This is a genomic window from Streptomyces sp. NBC_00377, assembly GCF_036075115.1.
Lineage (GTDB): Bacteria > Actinomycetota > Actinomycetes > Streptomycetales > Streptomycetaceae > Streptomyces.
The window spans coordinates 3,663,688-3,679,633 of sequence record NZ_CP107958.1 but is presented as its reverse complement, the minus strand read 5'-3'; the positions used below and the strand labels follow the sequence as shown (position 1 = coordinate 3,679,633).

At 72.3% G+C, this 15,946-nt stretch carries 13 protein-coding genes; 11 read left to right on the top strand and 2 right to left on the bottom strand.

The annotated features are described in order from the left end of the window. The first annotated feature begins 213 nt into the window (after window positions 1-213). Window positions 214-843 carry a phosphoribosylglycinamide formyltransferase gene (gene purN / locus OHS71_RS16470; protein WP_328480146.1) on the top strand — a complete coding sequence of 210 codons (630 nt, stop codon included), beginning with the start codon at window positions 214-216 and terminating at the stop codon, window positions 841-843. Continuing rightward, window positions 840-2,423: a bifunctional phosphoribosylaminoimidazolecarboxamide formyltransferase/IMP cyclohydrolase gene (gene purH / locus OHS71_RS16465; protein WP_328480145.1), complete on the top strand. Its 1,584-nt coding sequence runs from the start codon at window positions 840-842 to the stop codon at window positions 2,421-2,423. The genes purN and purH overlap by 4 nt, the downstream gene beginning before the upstream one ends. Before the next feature lie 123 nt (window positions 2,424-2,546). Here purH and OHS71_RS16460 read toward each other — a convergent pair whose 3' ends face one another. Further along, window positions 2,547-3,161, bottom strand: coding sequence for an RDD family protein (locus OHS71_RS16460; protein ID WP_328480144.1), 615 nt, complete (start codon window positions 3,159-3,161; stop codon window positions 2,547-2,549). A gap of 291 nt (window positions 3,162-3,452) precedes the next feature. Between OHS71_RS16460 and OHS71_RS16455 the strand changes: the two genes are divergently transcribed. The 5 genes from OHS71_RS16455 (at window position 3,453) to OHS71_RS16435 (ending at window position 8,170) form a co-directional block, all read left to right on the top strand. Beyond that, on the top strand, window positions 3,453-4,307 hold the full coding sequence (locus OHS71_RS16455) for a bifunctional methylenetetrahydrofolate dehydrogenase/methenyltetrahydrofolate cyclohydrolase (RefSeq protein WP_328480143.1): 855 nt from the start codon (window positions 3,453-3,455) through the stop codon (window positions 4,305-4,307). Beyond that, on the top strand, window positions 4,297-4,944 hold the full coding sequence (locus OHS71_RS16450) for a DUF3017 domain-containing protein (protein ID WP_328480142.1): 648 nt from the start codon (window positions 4,297-4,299) through the stop codon (window positions 4,942-4,944). Before OHS71_RS16455 ends, OHS71_RS16450 begins: the two co-directional genes overlap by 11 nt. Before the next feature lie 265 nt (window positions 4,945-5,209). Further along, window positions 5,210-5,683, top strand: coding sequence for a helix-turn-helix domain-containing protein (locus OHS71_RS16445; protein WP_328480141.1), 474 nt, complete (start codon window positions 5,210-5,212; stop codon window positions 5,681-5,683). 127 nt (window positions 5,684-5,810) lie between these two features. Continuing rightward, a complete protein-coding gene (locus OHS71_RS16440; protein WP_328480140.1) occupies window positions 5,811-6,746 on the top strand; it encodes a helix-turn-helix domain-containing protein in 936 nt (311 codons plus the stop codon). 434 nt (window positions 6,747-7,180) lie between these two features. Beyond that, window positions 7,181-8,170 carry a malate dehydrogenase gene (locus OHS71_RS16435; RefSeq protein ID WP_328480139.1) on the top strand — a complete coding sequence of 330 codons (990 nt, stop codon included), beginning with the start codon at window positions 7,181-7,183 and terminating at the stop codon, window positions 8,168-8,170. 159 nt (window positions 8,171-8,329) lie between these two features. Here OHS71_RS16435 and OHS71_RS16430 read toward each other — a convergent pair whose 3' ends face one another. Beyond that, the gene (locus tag OHS71_RS16430; RefSeq protein ID WP_328480138.1) at window positions 8,330-9,214 is read right to left on the bottom strand and encodes a helix-turn-helix domain-containing GNAT family N-acetyltransferase; all 885 of its coding nucleotides are present in this window, start codon (window positions 9,212-9,214) and stop codon (window positions 8,330-8,332) included. Between the two features lie 344 nt (window positions 9,215-9,558). Between OHS71_RS16430 and OHS71_RS16425 the strand changes: the two genes are divergently transcribed. From OHS71_RS16425 to OHS71_RS16410, 4 genes are all read left to right on the top strand, one after another. Then, window positions 9,559-11,088 (top strand): aldehyde dehydrogenase family protein, encoded by a 1,530-nt coding sequence (locus OHS71_RS16425; protein ID WP_328480137.1) that lies wholly within the window; start codon window positions 9,559-9,561, stop codon window positions 11,086-11,088. A 192-nt stretch (window positions 11,089-11,280) separates the two neighbouring features. Continuing rightward, window positions 11,281-12,813, top strand: a complete 1,533-nt coding sequence (locus tag OHS71_RS16420) for a GMC family oxidoreductase (protein WP_328480136.1) — start codon at window positions 11,281-11,283, stop codon at window positions 12,811-12,813. Beyond that, on the top strand, window positions 12,810-14,000 hold the full coding sequence (locus OHS71_RS16415; protein ID WP_328480135.1) for a quaternary amine ABC transporter ATP-binding protein: 1,191 nt from the start codon (window positions 12,810-12,812) through the stop codon (window positions 13,998-14,000). The genes OHS71_RS16420 and OHS71_RS16415 overlap by 4 nt, the downstream gene beginning before the upstream one ends. Continuing rightward, on the top strand, window positions 14,000-15,946 hold the full coding sequence (locus OHS71_RS16410; RefSeq protein WP_328480134.1) for an ABC transporter permease: 1,947 nt from the start codon (window positions 14,000-14,002) through the stop codon (window positions 15,944-15,946). The genes OHS71_RS16415 and OHS71_RS16410 overlap by 1 nt, the downstream gene beginning before the upstream one ends.

The window sequence follows — 15,946 nt, the reverse complement described above, 5'->3', positions numbered from 1 at the left end:
AGAACGCACCGCACCACCACCGCGTTCCCGAGCCCGCTCGCCCCTGACGCTACCTTCCGGCCACGCCCCCGTCCCACGGGGGCCGCCCGGTGTGCCGGTATCGTTGCTGACGGTCGGCCGCTTCGTAGACTTCCCCGTATCCCGGGGCGCGAAGCATTCGTACGAATGTATAAACCGGCCGGACAGACGCTCCCCCCGAGAAAGGGCCCCACCGTGGCCGCCAAGCCCGTGGCCAAGCGCCTCGTCGTGCTGGTCTCCGGATCCGGTACGAACCTCCAGGCTCTCCTCGACGCCATCGCGACCACCGGCGTCGACACCTACGGCGCCGAGATCGTGGCCGTCGGAGCCGACCGTGAGGGTGTCGAGGGGCTCGCCCGTGCCGAGCGTGCCGGGATCCCCACCTTCGTGGCGAAGGTCAAGGACTTCGGAAGCCGCAAGGAGTGGGACGCCGCGCTCGCCGAGGCGGTGGCCGCGCACGAGCCGGACCTCGTCGTCTCCGCCGGGTTCATGAAGATCGTGGGGAAGGAATTCCTGGCACGGTTCGGGGGGCGGTTCGTCAACACGCACCCGGCCCTGCTGCCCAGCTTTCCCGGGGCCCACGGTGTGCGGGACGCGCTCGCGTACGGCGCCCGGGTCACCGGCTGCACCGTCCACTTCGTCGACGACGGCGTCGACACCGGACCGATCATCGCCCAGGGCGTGGTCGAGGTCCGGGACGAGGACGACGAGAGCGCTCTGCACGAGCGCATCAAGGAAGTCGAGCGAAGGCTGCTCGTCGAGGTCGTGGGGCGGCTCGCCCGCAACGGCTATCGCATTGAGGGACGAAAGGTAGTTATCCAGTGACCGCCGACAGCACTGTCACGGCAGAGAGCGGCAAGCGGGGCATCCGTCGCGCGCTCGTCAGCGTCTACGACAAGACCGGTCTGGAGGAGCTCGCGCGCGGGCTGCACGAGAGCGGCGTCGAGCTCGTCTCCACCGGGTCCACCGCCTCCCGTATCGCCGCCGCCGGCGTCCCCGTCACCAAGGTGGAGGAGCTCACGGGCTTCCCGGAGTGCCTGGACGGCCGGGTGAAGACCCTGCACCCCAAGGTGCACGCCGGCATCCTCGCCGACCTGCGGCTCGAGAGCCACCGGCAGCAGCTGGACGAGCTGGGCGTCGCGCCGTTCGACCTCGTCGTCGTCAACCTCTACCCCTTCCGGGAGACCGTCGCCTCGGGCGCCTCCGAGGACGAGTGCGTCGAGCAGATCGACATCGGCGGGCCGTCCATGGTGCGCGCCGCCGCCAAGAACCACCCGTCGGTCGCCGTGGTCACCAGCCCGGCGCGCTACGGCGACGTCCTCTCGGCCGTGCAGTCCGGCGGCTTCGACCTCGCCGCCCGCAAGCGGCTCGCCGCCGAGGCCTTCCAGCACACCGCCGCCTACGACGTGGCCGTGGCCTCCTGGTTCGCCTCCTCCTACGCGCCCGTGGACGAGTCGCGGTTCCCCGACTTCCTCGGCGGCACCTGGGAGCGCAAGAGCACCCTGCGCTACGGCGAGAACCCGCACCAGCCCGCCGCGCTGTACGTCGACGGCAGCGGTGGCGGTCTCGCCGAGGCCGAGCAGCTGCACGGCAAGGAGATGTCGTACAACAACTACACGGACACGGACGCCGCGCACCGTGCCGCGTACGACCACGCCGAGCCGGCTGTCGCGATCATCAAGCACGCCAACCCGTGCGGGATCGCCGTCGGCGCGGACGTCGCCGAGGCGCACCGCAGGGCGCACGCCTGTGACCCGCTGTCGGCGTTCGGCGGTGTGATCGCCGTGAACCGGCCGGTCAGCAGGGAGATGGCGGAGCAGGTCGCCGAGATCTTCACCGAGGTCATCGTCGCGCCCGGCTACGAGGAGGGGGCCCTCGAGGCCCTCACCAAGAAGAAGAACATCCGGGTGCTGAAGGCTCCGCAGGGTCCCTCGGGTGCCGTCGAGCTCAAGCCCGTCGGCGGCGGCGCGCTGCTCCAGGTCACCGACCGGCTTCAGGCCGACGGCGACGACCCGGCCAACTGGACCCTGGCGACCGGCGAGGCGCTCGACGCGGCCGAACTGGCCGAGCTGGCCTTCGCCTGGCGGGCCTGCCGGGCCGTCAAGTCCAACGCCATCCTGCTCGCGAAGGGCGGTGCGTCGGTCGGCGTGGGCATGGGGCAGGTCAACCGGGTCGACTCGGCGAAGCTGGCCGTCGAGCGGGCCGGTGAGGAGCGGGCGCGCGGCTCCTACGCCGCCTCCGACGCCTTCTTCCCCTTCCCGGACGGGCTGGAGGTCCTGGTCGAGGCGGGCGTCAAGGCCGTGGTGCAGCCCGGTGGTTCGGTCCGTGACGAGCTGGTCGTCGAGGCCGCGAAGAAGGCGGGCGTGACGATGTACTTCACGGGTACGCGCCACTTCTTCCACTGACCGCCCGGCCGGACGGACGGTGAAGCGGCCCCGGTCCCCTGAAGCAGGGGGCCGGGGCCGTCGTCCGTTCGCCCGCCGCTCGTCGCGCGCGGGGCACGCCGCGCAGCGTGCGGGTCACGCCGTTCAGTTCGTGCGGATCACGATCGAGCTGCACACCTTGTCGGCGAACGTCTGCTTCTTGGCGTCCCACGCCGGCCACAGCCAGCCCAGGTAGCACGCCAGGCTGTCCAGGAAGTGGGCGAGGCGGCGGACGAACGCCATGCCGACGCCGAGCGGCTGCCCGTCGCTCTCCCGCACCAGGCGGATGCCCAGCGCCTTCTTGCCGACCGTCTGGCCGGTGCGGCCCTCCTGGATGAGCTGCCAGATGGCGAGGCCGATCAGGACGAGGGCGCCCACCAGCATCAGCACCGGGGTGTCCTTGCCGATGATGACGAGGGCGTAGGGGACCGCGAACACCAGCATGTCGACCAGGGTGCCCAGGAACCGCTGGCCCCAGTTCGCGTAAGGCGGCTGCCCGCCGTAGCCGGGCTGCTGCGGGTAGCCGTAACCCTGCTGGGGATAGCCGGGCTGCTGCGGGTACCCCGGGTGCTGCGGCTGGCCGTACCCCTGCGGGGGGACGCCCTGCGGAGCCTGCTGACCGTAACCGGGCTGACCCTGCTGCGGGTAGCCGTAACCGGGCTGGCCCTGCTGGGGGTGCTGCGGCTGGCCGTAGGGGTCGTTGGGCGGGCCGAAACTCATGGTGGATCTCCTCCGTTGCACAAGCGGGGACGAGCGGAGCGCGCGGAGGAACGTCTGTAAATAAGCGGTTTGCCCCCCAACACCGACCGCGTACTGCGGATGACTATGTTCTTGGCCAGGTGTGCTCCTGTCCAGCCGCTTTCCGCAGGCTTTGTGCAAGTGCAACCTTGCCGATCATGGCCTGAACAGCACCGGCCGGAAGTGTCGGGGCGGGGCGCGGGAGCCGCCTCCACCGCTGCCCGGCTTCATCCGGATTGGAACCGGGGGGCCGTCATCCGGGAGGATGGGTCCATGACCGCCCAGATTCTCGATGGCAAGGCCACCGCAGCCGCGATCAAGTCCGATCTGACCGCCCGGGTGGCGGCGCTGAGGGAGAGGGGCGTGACACCCGGACTCGGCACGATCCTCGTCGGCACCGACCCCGGCAGCCAGAAGTACGTCGCCGGCAAGCACCGCGACTGCGCCGAGGTGGGTATCGCCTCCATCCAGCGCGAGCTGCCCGCCACGGCCACGCAGGAGGAGATCGAGGCGGTCGTCCGCGAGCTGAACGACGACCCGGCCTGCACGGGCTACATCGTCCAGCTCCCGCTGCCCAAGGGCATCGACGAGAACCGGATCCTGGAGCTGATGGACCCGGCCAAGGACGCCGACGGTCTGCACCCGATGAACCTCGGCCGGCTGGTCCTCAACGAGCCCGCCCCGCTGCCCTGCACCCCCAACGGCGTGCTCACGCTGCTGCGTCGCCACGGCGTCGAGATCAGGGGCGCCGAGGTCGTGGTCGTCGGCCGCGGGGTCACCATCGGCCGCTCGATGCCGCTGCTGCTGACCCGGCGCAGCGAGAACGCGACGGTGACCCAGTGCCACACCGGCACCCGGGATCTCTCGGCGCACCTGAAGCGGGCCGACGTCATCGTCGCCGCCGCCGGTTCCGCCCACCTGATCCGGGCCGAGGACGTCAAGCCGGGCGCGGCCGTCCTGGATGTCGGCGTCTCCCGCAACGCCGAGGGGAAGATCGTGGGCGACGTGCACCCGGACGTCCACGAGGTGGCCGGCTGGATCTCCCCGAACCCCGGCGGAGTGGGTCCGATGACCCGCGCCCAGCTGCTCGTCAACGTGGTGGAGGCGGCTGAGCGCAGTGTCGGCTGACAGCACCTCCGGCAGGACCGGACGCCTCGACGACGGCGTCGACGGCGTCGACGGCACCGCTCGCACGGGGGCCGCCCGCGCCGACGACACCCCTCGTGCCGCCGACACCCCTCGTGCCACCGCCCGCGTCGGCAGCACCGACGGCACCGACAGCACCGACGGCACCGACGGCACCGACAGCACCGATGGCATCGACGGCATCGAGGTGCGGGACCCGGTCAGCGCGCCCGACGTCGACGGGGTGCCGCGCCGCGCCACGCGCCGTTTCCCGCTGTTCACCCGGGACACCGCGCGCCCCGAGGGCGGCGGCAGGGCCGCCCCCGGTGACGCGCTGGCCGCCCGGCAGTGGCCGATCATCGTCGTCCTGGGCATCGTCGCGCTCGGGCTGCTGGTGACCGCGCTCGACGTGTTCCGGATCGGCTCGATCCTGATCGGTGTCGGGCTGCTGCTCGGCGCGGTGCTGCGCTGGCTGCTGCCCGGCGTCGGCATGCTGGCCGTGCGCTCCCGCTTCACCGACATCGTCACCTACACCGTGCTGGGCGCGGCGATCGTCCTGCTGGCGCTGATGGCACAGCCCGACCCGTGGCTCCAGATCCCCTTCCTCAAGGACACCCTGCACTTCACGGTCAGCAGCTGAACCCGGCGACGCGCGGCTGGACCCGCCGGCGCGTACGGGCATGCGGCGGTACGGCGGCCCGTCCTCATCCCCCGAGGAGGACGGGCCGCCGACGCGTTCCACGTTCCCCTTCGCAACCGGCCGGTTCAACAGCCGGCCGGCCGCTGTGGCACGGAGGTGACCGTTCCGCCACGGTGTGCGCGCCGTGCCACAGCCGCGCCCGCCGCGGGAACCGCCCGCCCGCTCCGCGTCGTCCCTCCAACGGATCGAAGGAAAGGTGGGCGGGATGGGCGCCTGGCAGCCGCTGCCGGACGGGCTGCCGTCGGAGGTACGGCACTTCGTGGAGCAGTTGCGGCAGCTCAAGGACGGTACGGGCCTCAGCCTGGCCGCTCTCGGCGCGCGCACCGCGTACAGCAAGTCCTCCTGGCAGCGCTATCTCAACGGTGTCCAGCCGCCGCCCCGGCAGGCCGTCGCCGCGCTGTGCAGGGTGGCGGGGCTGTTCGGCGCGGAGGCGGAACGCCATGTCGTGCGCTGGGAGCTGGCCGTGGAGGCATGGCCGCGGCCGGCGCCGCTGAGCCCGGCCGAGGACCACCGGGGCGAGGAGTACCGGGAAGACCCGACGGTTCCCTGGTGGGACCGGCCGGAGGAGCCCGTCCCCCAGGCTCCGGCGCGGTCCGCCGGACGTCTTCTGCTCTACGCGGCCCTGCTCCTGCTGGCCCTGTTGTGCACCGCCGTCGGGGGAGCGGTCGTCTTCGGCTGAGGTGCGCCCGGCGTCCGGATGTGCGCGCCTCGTGCCGGTACGTCGACAGTTCGGGCATGTGTCCCGGATCGTCTCGGCATCGGGTCTAACGTGGCCGATGGGGACTTGGCGGAGGGAGGGGGGTTCGATGCCTCGGTGGAGGACTTTTCCCGACGAACTCGACCCGCAGGTACGGGAGTTCGCCGAGCAGTTGCGGCGGGTCGTGGACCGCTCGGGACTGAGCGTCGCGGCGGTGGCCGACCGTACGGGCTACAGCAGGACGTCCTGGGAGCGGTACCTCGACGGCCGGCTGCTCGCCCCCAAGGGTGCGGTCGTCGCGCTGGCCGAGGTCACCGGCACGCCGCCCGTCCACCTCACCACGATGTGGGAGCTGGCCGAACGCGCCTGGAGCCGCTCGGAGATGCGGCAGGACCGGACCATGGAGGCCGTCCGCATCGCGCAGGCGCGGGCCGCGCTGGGTGAGTTCGGGCCGCCGCCCGAGGTGCGCGCGGACGGCGCGGACCGCGACGCGGGGACCCCGGACGGCACCGGCCCGGCGGGCGGTGGTGCCCGGGGCGCCGGACCGCGCCGGACGACGTTGTTCCTCGCCGGGGCCGTCGGGGTGGTGGTCGTCGCCGTGGGCGCGTTCCTGCTGAGCGACGGAGGGGACCCGGAGCGGACCGCGGGCGCCACCGCGCCGTCGTCGTCCGCCTCGGCCGGTCCGAGCACCGTCCTGCCGTCCGGGGTGCTGTGCGGTGGCGCCGGCTGCACGGGCCGGGACGCGGAGGAGATGGGGTGCAGCGGCGACCTCGCGACGACGGCGAGGAGCGCGACCGTCGGGACGACCCTGGTCGAGGTCCGCTACAGCCGTACGTGCGGGGCGGTCTGGGGCCGGATCACCCGGGCCGGACAGGGCGACGAGGTGCGCCTGACGGCGGGCTCGGCGCGGCAGACCGGCGCCATCACGGTGGCCGGTGACACGATCGCGTACACGCCGATGGTGGCCGTGAGGAGCGCGGCGGACGCGGCGGCCGCGACGGCGTGCGCGGTGCTGGCGTCGGGACAGCAGGGGTGCACGCCCTGAGACGGCCGGCGTATCGACGCGGCCGGGTGACAGGTGGCGCACGTCCGACAGGACGGGTGGGGGTACGGGGGAACCGGCCAGGTGAGGCGGGTCGGCGGTATCCGCGGTGAAAAAGGGCGGCGCGCACAGGAATACCCGCCTCCGAGCCGGGAAGGCGAACCGTACCCCCACGGGAGTCCGGCGCGACCCGGCACCCCCACCACGGCGGCCGCTCGGTTCCACCTCTCCCGGACCGGCGGTCGCCGCGTTCTGCGCCCCGGCCGTGCGGAACCGGGTCGCTCTGTGGGGCGGGTTACACAACCCCGGCCGTCCGTGATCCCGCAGGCGCGATAGCCTGACCGCTGGTCGAATCTCTTGATACCAAGAGATCGATCATCTGTACGTCCCACCCGGGGCAGGGACGCCCCACCGACAGCTGTCATACGGAGAACGCCATGACCCGCACTCCCGTGAACGTCACCGTCACCGGCGCGGCCGGCCAGATCGGTTACGCCCTGCTCTTCCGCATCGCCTCCGGCCAGCTGCTCGGCGCGGACGTGCCGGTCAAGCTGCGCCTGCTGGAGATCACCCCCGCGCTGAAGGCCGCCGAAGGCACCGCGATGGAGCTGGACGACTGCGCGTTCCCGCTGCTCCAGGGCATCGACATCAGCGACGACCCGAACGTCGCCTTCGACGGCGCCAACGTCGCCCTCCTCGTCGGCGCCCGGCCGCGCACCAAGGGCATGGAGCGCGGTGACCTCCTCGAGGCCAACGGCGGCATCTTCAAGCCGCAGGGCAAGGCCATCAACGACCATGCCGCGGACGACATCAAGGTCCTCGTCGTCGGCAACCCGGCCAACACCAACGCGCTGATCGCCCAGGCCGCCGCCCCGGACGTACCGGCCGAGCGCTTCACCGCGATGACCCGCCTCGACCACAACCGCGCGCTGACCCAGCTCGCGAAGAAGACGGGTTCGACGGTCGCCGACATCAAGCGCCTGACCATCTGGGGCAACCACTCCGCCACCCAGTACCCGGACATCTTCCACGCCACGGTCGCCGGCAAGAACGCGGCCGAGGTCGTGGGCGACGAGAAGTGGCTCGCCGAGGACTTCATCCCGACCGTCGCCAAGCGCGGCGCGGCCATCATCGAGGCGCGTGGCGCGTCCTCCGCCGCCTCCGCCGCCAACGCGGCCATCGACCACGTGTACACCTGGGTCAACGGCACGGCGGACGGCGACTGGGCCTCGATGGGCATCCCGTCGGACGGCTCCTACGGTGTCCCGGAGGGCCTGATCTCCTCCTTCCCGGTCACCACCAAGGACGGCTCGTACGAGATCGTCCAGGGCCTGGACGTCAACGAGTTCTCCCGCGCCCGTATCGACGCCTCGGTGCAGGAGCTGGCCGAGGAGCGCGAGGCGGTCCGCGCGCTCGGCCTCATCTGAGTTCCCGCAAACCCCACTGATCCCCGGACGGCTTCGGCCGCCCGGGGATCAGTGCGTCCCGCTCCGTGATGACGGCCGCTGCTCCGGCCGGTGGTCCGGTGCCGTGACCGGAAGGGGTCACCGGCCAGCGACGCCCGGCAGACCCTTCGGGTCACGGCACTAGCGGACGGCCGGTGACAGCCGCTTCTCGAACCAGTGGTCGGCGTAGACGTGGTCGACGTACGCGGGGATCTCCCGGTATCCGCACGCCCGGTACATCGCCCGTGCCTCGGTGAGGGTGGCGTTCGTGTCCAGGCGCAGCAGGTGCAGGCCGCGCGCCGCCGCCGCCCGCTCCAGGTGGTCGAGGAGCCGTCGGGCGAGGCCGAGACGGCGGGCGTCCGGGTGCACCCAGACGTGCTTGAGCTCGCCGACGCCCGGTTCCAGGGTGCGCAGTCCCCCGCAGCCCACCGCGCGCCCCTCCTCGTACGCCACGAAGAACGCGCCCTTCGCGCCGGACACCTCCTCCGGGCGGACCAGGTCGGACGCGCTGAATCCGCCGAAGCGGGCGCCGAGGTCGGCGGCGTAGGCGTCGAGGCAGGCGCGGGCGTCCGGCGCGGCGCCGTCGACGTGCTCGACGGTGATGCCCGCCAGCCGCAGCAGCCGGCGCGCCGTGGCCATCGCCGCGGTCAGTTCCGCGCGCTGTCCCTGGTCGAGCCCCGTCAGCAGGTCCGCCGTGAGTACGTCGGCGCGGCGGTTCTGTTCCTCGAGCTCGACCCGTCCGGCCGGGGTCAGTTCCATCACGCGCAGCCGGTTGTCGTCGGGGTGCACCCTGATCCGGACCATGCCCTGTGCCTCCAGGGCCTTCGCCATCCGGCTCAGGTACCCGGCGTCCAGACCGAGCCGGCCGCGCAGCTCGCGCAGGGACACCCCGTCACCGATCTCGAACAGCAGCCGGGCCTCGCCCAGTGGGCGGTCCTGGCCGAGGAAGTGGTCGTCCAGGGCGCCGATGCGGCGTGTGAAGTAGCGGTTGAACCGGCGGAAGGCGGCCACCTGCTCCGAAGCCACCGGATGCGTCGGGCGCGTGGACTGCTGTGCCCGTGCGGATGTCGGCCGTGTCGATGACGACCGTGCGGATGTCGAGGGTGCGGATGTCGGGCGTGCGGGCTGTGTCGGCTGCACTGGCTCCATAGTTCTTTGACTTTAGTCAAAGGTTCTGACCGCGTCCATCCCGTTCGCTCATGACCACGCGTACTTTTTGTCGGTTTATGTCCACAACTTCAGTGATGCGGCGCACTTTCGGCCATGGATTGCGCATGCAATGCAAGGTCCGGGGCAGGTGGTCGCGGTCGCCGAGACCGATCCACGGGTGACGCAGGGGGACTGAACAGGAACGGAAGGCAATACCGATCATGGCCGACAGGACGGAACAGCCGGAACAGCTAGACCATCGGACGATCCACGCGGGCGGAGAGTGGCTGGAAGCCGTCTCCGGCGAGACCCGCGAGATCCTCGACCCTGCGGACGGCCGCCCCTTCGCCGTCGTCGCGGAGGGTGACGAGAAGGACACCGACCTGGCGGTCGCGGCCGCCCGAGCCGCCTTCGACGAGGGCGACTGGCCGCACACCCCCGTCGTCGAACGCGCCGCCGTGCTCCAGCGTGTCGCCGACCTCCTCGTACGCGACCGCGAACGGCTGGGTCTGCTGGAGAGCCGGGACGCGGGCAAGACGCTCGAAGAGGGCCGTGTCGACATCGACTGCGTCGCCGACGCCTTCCGCTACTTCGCCGGACTCGTCGCCAGCGAGGCTCCCGGCCGGGTCGTGGACGCGGGCTCGCCCGACATCCACAGCGTCGTCGTCCATGAGCCCGTCGGCGTGTGCGCACTGATCACGCCTTGGAACTACCCTCTGCTCCAGGCGAGTTGGAAGATCGCCCCGGCTCTCGCCGCGGGCAACACCTTCGTCGTCAAGCCGAGCGAGATCACCCCGCTGACGACGATCGCGCTCATCGACCTGCTGCTGGAGGCCGGGTTGCCCGCCGGGGTCGCCGGCATCGTCACCGGACCCGGGCACACGGTCGGCGCCCGGCTCGCCGAGCACCCCGACGTCGACCTCGTGTCCTTCACCGGCGGTCTGGTCAGCGGCACGAAGGTCGCGCAGGCCGCCGCCCCGACCGTCAAGAAGGTCGCCCTCGAACTCGGCGGCAAGAACCCCAACGTGGTCTTCGCCGACGCCTGCGCCACCGAAGAGGCCTTCGACACCGCCGTCGACCAGGCCCTCAACGCCGCTTTCATTCACAGCGGCCAGGTCTGCTCGGCGGGCTCCCGGCTCATCGTCGAGGAGTCGGTCCGGGAGCGCTTCGTCGCCGAACTCGCCCGCAGGGCCGAGAGGATCCGGCTCGGACGGGGCACGGAGGACGGCGTCGAGTGCGGTCCGCTCGTCTCCGAGCAGCAGCGCGCCAAGACCGAGGCGTACGTCGCCTCCGCGCTCGCCGAGGGCGCGGAACTGCGCAGCGGCGGCCGGCGTCCGCAGCCCGCCCCGCACCGGCCGGAGTCCGGCTACTTCTACGAGCCCACCGTCCTCGACCGCTGCCACCGCGAGATGCGGGTCGTGCGGGAGGAGGTGTTCGGTCCGGTCCTCACCGTCGAGACCTTCCGGACCGAGGACGAGGCCGTGGCCCTCGCCAACGACACCGAGTACGGCCTCGCGGGCGCCGTCTGGACCGCCGACGCGGGCCGGGCCCGACGCGTCGCGGGCCGGCTGCGCCACGGCACCGTCTGGATCAACGACTTCCACCCCTATCTCCCGCAGGCGGAGTGGGGCGGCTTCGGCAAGAGCGGCGTGGGCCGCGAACTCGGTCCCGCCGGACTCGCCGAGTACCGCGAGTCCAAGCACGTCTACCAGAACCTCGCGCCACGCCCCGTGCGCTGGTTCGCCGGCTGACACCCCGCCGTTCCCGGGACCGGCCGGCCCCCCACGGCCCGCCCGTCCCTTGCGGCTCGTCCGTCCGTGTCGGCCTGCGCCCCTCCCGCTTTGTCCCCGCTGTCTCCCTAGGCCCGACTGTCCCGCAAGGCCCGACCGTCCACCAAGACCCGACCGGCCCCCAAGACTTCGCACGCCCCTGGAGTACCCCCCATGCCAGAGAGCACTCACCTCTACGACTATGTAGTCATCGGAGGCGGAACCGCCGGTTCCGTCATCGCCTCCCGGCTCACCGAGAACCCCGACACGACCGTCGCCGTCATCGAGGGCGGCCCCAGCGACGTCGGCCGCGAAGACGTCCTGACCCTGCGCCGCTGGATGGGCCTGCTCGGCGGTGAACTCGACTACGACTACCCGACCACCGAGCAGCCGCGCGGCAACTCCCACATCCGGCACAGCCGCGCCCGCGTCCTCGGTGGATGCTCCTCCCACAACACGCTCATCGCCTTCAAGCCGCTGCCCTCCGACTTCGACGAGTGGGAGGCGGCCGGCGCCCTGGGCTGGGGCGCCGGCTCCATGGAGACGTACTACACGCGCCTGCTGAACAACATCGTCCCGGTCGACGAGAAGGACCGGAACCCCATCGCCCGCGACTTCGTCGACGCCGCCCAGAAGGCGACCGGAGTGCCCCGCATCGACGGCTTCAACCAGAAGCCCTTCGACGACGGTGCCGGCTTCTTCGACCTCGCCTACCACCCGGAGACCAACAAGCGGTCGAGCGCGTCGGTCGCCTACCTGCACCCGGTGATGGACGAACGGCCCAACCTGACGATCCTGCTGGAGACCTGGGCGCACCGGCTGGAACTGGACGGCACGCGCGCGCAAGGGGTGCACGTCCGCACCAAGGACGGCGAGGAGATCCTCGTCAGGGCCCGCCGCGAGGTCGTGCTGTGCGCGGGGGCCGTCGACTCGCCCCGCCTCCTCCTGCACTCCGGCATCGGTCCGAAGGCCGACCTGGACGCGCTCGGCATACCCGTCGTCCACGACCTTCCGGGCGTCGGCGAGAACCTCCTCGACCACCCCGAGTCGGTGATCGTCTGGGAGACCCGCGGCCCGCTTCCGGAGAACTCCGCGATGGACTCCGACGCCGGCCTCTTCGTGCGCCGCGACCCCGGACACCCGGGACCCGACCTGATGTTCCACTTCTACCAGGTGCCCTTCACGGACAACCCGGAGCGCCTGGGGTACGAACGCCCGCCGTACGGCGTCTCGATGACCCCCAACATCCCCAAGCCGAAGTCACGCGGGCGGCTCTACCTGGAGAGCGCGGACCCCTCCGTGAAGCCCGCCCTCGACTTCCGCTACTTCACCGACGAGGACGACCACGACGCCCGCACCCTCGTCGACGGGATCAGGATCGCCCGCGAGATAGCGAAGACAGAGCCGCTGGCCGGCTGGCTCGAACGCGAGGTGGCGCCGGGCCCGGACATCACGGGCGACGAGGAGCTGAGCGAGTACGCCCGCAGGGTCGCGCACACCGTGTACCACCCGGCGGGCACCTGCCGCATGGGTGCCGCCGACGACGAACTCGCAGTTGTGGACCCCGAGTTGAAGGTGCGCGGCCTGGACGGCCTGCGCATCGCCGACGCATCCGTCTTCCCGACCATGACCGCCGTGAACCCGATGATCGGAGTGCTCATGGTCGGGGAGAAAGCCGTAGACCTGATCGGAGGTGGTGCGCGATGACCACCACGCCCGCCACTCGCAAACCGCCCACCGCCACGACCGGCGCACCCGTCTTCTCGGTGGACGGCCTCTGGAAGGTCTTCGGACCCAAGCCCGAGCGCGTCCCGGCCGACCCCGGGCTCACCGCCCTCGACCCCGCCGAGCTGCGCGCGCGCACCGGCTGCACGGCCGCCGTCCGGGACGTCTCCTTCGACGTCCGCAAGGGTGAGGTCTTCGTCGTGATGGGCCTGTCCGGTTCCGGCAAGTCCACCCTGGTGCGCTGTCTGACCCGGCTGATCGAGCCGACGGCCGGCACGATCGTCGTCGACGGCGAGGACGTCCGCGCGATGGACCGCACCCGGCTGCGCGAACTGCGCAGGCACCGCGCCGCGATGGTCTTCCAGCACTTCGGCCTCCTCCCGCACCGCACGGTCCTGGACAACGTGGCCTACGGCCTGGAGATCCAGGGCATGGGCCGCTCCGAGCGGCGCACACGTGCCAAGGAGGTCGTCGAGAAGGTCGGACTCGAGGGCATGGAGCAGCGCAAACCCGGCCAGCTCTCCGGCGGCCAGCGCCAACGCGTGGGCCTGGCCAGGGCATTGGCCGTCGACCCGGAGGTCCTCCTCTTCGACGAGCCGTTCAGCGCGCTCGACCCGCTCATCCGGCGCGACATGCAGGAGGAGGTGGTGCGGCTGCACCGCGAGGAGGGCCGCACGATGGTCTTCATCACGCACGACCTCAGCGAGGCGCTGAAGCTGGGCGACCGCATCGCCCTGATGCGCGACGGGCGGGTGGTGCAGCTGGGCACCCCCGAGGAGATCGTGGGCTCCCCGGCCGACGACTACGTCCGCGAGTTCGTCCGCGACGTACCGCGCGAGCAGGTCATGACGGTGCGTACGGCCATGCGCCCCGCCTCCGTCGAGGAAGCGGGCGGCGGTCCCGCCCTCGCCCCGGACGCCACCGTGTCCCAGGCCATCGAGGCGGTCGCCAGGGCCGGCGCTCCGGCGCGGGTCATGGACGCGGGCCGGTGCCTGGGCGTCGTCGACCACGAGCGGCTGCTCGGCGTCGTGGCCGGTACGGAACCCGCCGGAACGGCCCCCGCCCCGGCCGACCGCAGCCCCGGATCCGCCCCGTCCGGACGGGAGCCCGGATCCGTCCCGCCCGGGTCCGTCGCGGTCGGAACGGAGACCCGTAAGGAGGCGGTCTGATGGCCACGCTGACCACCCCCGCCCCGCGGGTCGCCCTCCCGGGCGTCCTCGGACACCAGGCCGTCCGCAAGCTCCTGCTGCTCGCTCTCGCGGCCGCGGTCCTCGTCCCGCTGGCCCATGCCCGGTGGGGCGGCGGCACCTGGCCGCACGCGCTCACCGTCGACCTGACCCAGCCGCTCTCCGGCGCCAGCGACTGGATCATCGACAACCGCGACAGCCACCCCCTGTTCACCTACTTCTTCGGCTACCTCAGCAACGGCGTGGTCCTCTCGGTGCGCGCCGTGTACCTGGTGCTGCTCGGCGCCGGCTGGGCCGGGGTCACCGCGACGGCCGCGCTGGTCGCCTGGCGGGTGGCCGGGGTGCGGCTCGCGCTCGGCACGGCGGCCGCGTTCCTGGCCTGCGGGCTGCTCGGCATGTGGGTGCCGACGATGCAGACCCTCGCCCTGATGGTCGTCGCCGTCCTGGTGTCGGTCGTCGTGGGCGCGCTGCTCGGCCTGGCCGGCGGTCTCTCCGAGCGCATGGACCGCGCCCTGCGCCCGGTCCTCGACACCATGCAGGTACTGCCCGCCTTCGCGTACCTGCTCCCGGTCGTCCTGGTCTTCGGCATCGGGGTCCCGGCGGCCGTCCTGGCCACCGTCGTCTACGCGGCCCCGCCCATGGCCCGGCTCACCGCGCTCGGACTGAAGGGCGCCGACAAGGAGGTCCTGGAGGCGGTGGAGTCGCTGGGCGCGACCGCGCGCCAGCGTCTGCTGACCGCCCGGATCCCGCTGGCCCGCAAGGAACTCCTCCTCGGCCTCAACCAGACGATCATGATGGCGCTGTCGATGGCGGTCATCGCGTCGGTGATCGGCGCGGGCGGCCTCGGTGACCGCGTCTACCAGGCGCTGGCCTCGGTCGACGTGGGCGCGGCCCTCGCCGCCGGCATCCCGATCGTGCTGCTCGCGGTCGTGCTGGACCGTGTCACGGCCGCCGCCGGTGACGCCGGCGACGGTGAACCGGGCAGCCACCGCGCCGCATGGGCCTGGACCGCCGTCGCCGCCGTGGCCGTGGCGCTCGCCGGCCGCGCGGCGGGCCGGCTCGACTGGCCCGACAGCTGGACGGTGGCCATCGCCGCACCGGTCAACGACGCCGTCGACTGGATGACCGACCACCTCTACTCCGGGGTCCCGGTGATCGGCGGAACCGCCGACTGGGCGGGCCACTTCACCACCTGGGTCCTCGACCCCGTCCGGGCCGGACTCCAGGGCCTGCCCTGGTGGGCGGTGCTCCTGCTGGTCGCCGCGATCGCCTGGCCGATCGGCACCTGGCGCACCGCGCTGACCGCCGTCCTCGCGCTGGCCGCGACCGGTGTGCTCGGCGTGTGGGAACCGTCCCTCGACACCCTTTCCCAGGTGCTGGCGGCCGTGGCCGTCACCCTCGTCCTGGGCTTCGCCATCGGCATCGCCGCCGCCCGCAGCGACCGCTTCGAACGGCTGCTGCGTCCGGTCCTGGACGTGTTCCAGACGATGCCGCAGTTCGTGTACCTGATCCCGGTGGTCGCCCTGTTCGGCGTCGGCCGCGCCCCCGCCGTCGCGGCGGCCGTCGTCTACGCGCTGCCCGCCGTCGTCCGCATCACCACGCAGGGCCTGCGTCAGGTCGACCCGGCGGCGATGGAGTCGGCCCGCTCGCTCGGCGCGACCGGGGCGCAGCAACTGCGCCAGGTCCAACTTCCGCTGGCCCGGCCCGCTTTGCTGCTCGCCGTGAACCAGGGTGTGGTCCTCGTCCTCGCCGTCGTCATCATCGGCGGGCTGGTCGGCGGAGGCGCACTCGGCTACGAGGCGGTCTTCGGGCTCGCCCAGGGCGACCTCGCGACCGGTCTGGTGGCCGGCGCCGCGATCGTCTGCCTCGGCCTGATGCTCGACCGGGTGACCCAGCCGGCCGACCGGCGCGTGAAGAAGGGAGCGTGA